2 protein-coding genes and 1 pseudogene are annotated in these 1,540 nt (G+C 67.5%); all 3 read left to right on the top strand.

The window, feature by feature from the left end:
- A partial coding sequence (locus WBA11_RS12870) for an ACT domain-containing protein (protein WP_424521081.1) occupies positions 1–255 on the top strand: 255 nt, incomplete at its 5' end.
- A pseudogene (locus WBA11_RS12875) lies at positions 255–662 on the top strand (four helix bundle protein); the annotation flags it as partial. The gene WBA11_RS12870 and the pseudogene WBA11_RS12875, both read left to right, overlap by 1 nt.
- Positions 663–704: 42 nt before the next feature.
- Positions 705–1,540 (top strand): DUF711 family protein (locus WBA11_RS12880; protein WP_424521082.1); only part of this gene is annotated, 836 nt, incomplete at its 3' end.

The raw sequence follows: 1,540 nt of genomic DNA on the forward strand, positions 1-1,540 counted from the left end.
GTGGTGACGGCCTACGGCCACGACCGCCCCGGCGTGCTGGCCGCCATCACGGCCGAGCTCTCGGCGGCCGGCGCCAACATCTTGGACGTGTCGCAGAAGGTGCTCCAGGGCTACTTCACCGTCGTGCTCGTCGCCGACCTCGAGGCCGGGAACCTGGCGGCGACCCGGGACGCGCTCTCACGCCGAGGCGCGGACCTGGGCGCCCGGGTGCTGTTGCAGCACGAGGAGCTGTTCCAGGCGATGCACCGGCCATGATGGGGGCTGGGGGTTGGGGTTTAGGGGTTGGGGACAGTGTTGAAGAAGCCGGAGTCGAGTACGCCTCGAGGACGGTTCGCAGCTTTCGAGATCTCGATGTTTGGCGGGATGGACTGGACCTAGCGGAAGCGGTCTACTCCGTCACGAGACACTTTCCTGATGAAGAGCGATTCGGGCTGACGAGTCAGCTTAGACGGGCGGCTGTTTCCGTTTCGTCGAACATCGCAGAGGGCTGGGGTCGAAGCTCTCGGAAGGACTACGTTCGGTTTCTCTACGTCGCTCGGGGCTCGCTCTTCGAGGTCGCGACTCAGATAGAGATCGCACAGCGTGTGGGTCTGTTAACAGCCGACCAAGCAGAGCAAGTCAAATCCGTTGGCACAGTCTGCGGAAAGCGCCTGAGCCGACTCATCCGCTCCCTACGGCGCCCCCAACACCCAAGCCCTAACCCCGTGCCTCTATCCCTCCCCGAGATCCTCGAAACGGTCCAGATGACCGAGGCCGACGCGTTCGACATCCGGACCGTCACGCTCGGGATCAGCCTGCTCGGGTGCCAGAGCCGCGACGCCGAGTCGACGCGGAGGAACGTGTACGACCGGATCACGCGAGCGGCCGAGCACCACGTGGCGGCGGCCCACGAGATCGAGCGGCAGTACGGCGTCCGCATCGCCAACAAGCGGATCTCGGTGACGCCCGCGTCCATGGTCGGCTCCAACTTCGGGCCCGACGAGTTCGTCCGGCTGGCCGAGACGCTCGACAAGGCCGCCGTCGAGGTCGGCGTCGACTACCTCGCCGGGTTTAGCGCCCTCGTTGAGAAGGGCGCCACGCCCGGTGACGACGCGCTCATCGAGGCGCTCCCCGAAGCACTCGCCACGACCGGCCGCGTCTGCGGGTCCGTCGCCTGCGGCAGCACCCACGCCGGCATCAACGCCGACGCCGTCCTCGAGGTCGCGAGAGCGATCAAAGAGATGGCCTCGAGGACGGCCGACCGCGACTCGATCGGGTGCGCCAAGTTCGTTGCGTTCTGCAACGCCGTCGGGGACAACCCCTTCGTGGCTGGCGCCTTCCACGGGCCGAGCGAGGCGGCAAGCGCGCTCAACGTCGGGATCTCGGGACCGGGCGTGGTTCTTCGCGCCGTCGAGGCCGTGGGCGACGACGCGGATTTCGGAGCGATCACGGACGCCGTCAAGCGGGCCGCCTTCAAGATCACGAGGGCCGGCGAGCTGTTGGGCCGCCGCGTCGCGGAGACGCTGAGCGAGAAGACCGGCAGCCGCGTCCCGTTCGGGAT

Source organism: Rubrivirga sp. (genome assembly GCF_049648075.1).
In the GTDB taxonomy this organism is placed as follows: domain Bacteria; phylum Bacteroidota; class Rhodothermia; order Rhodothermales; family Rubricoccaceae; genus Rubrivirga.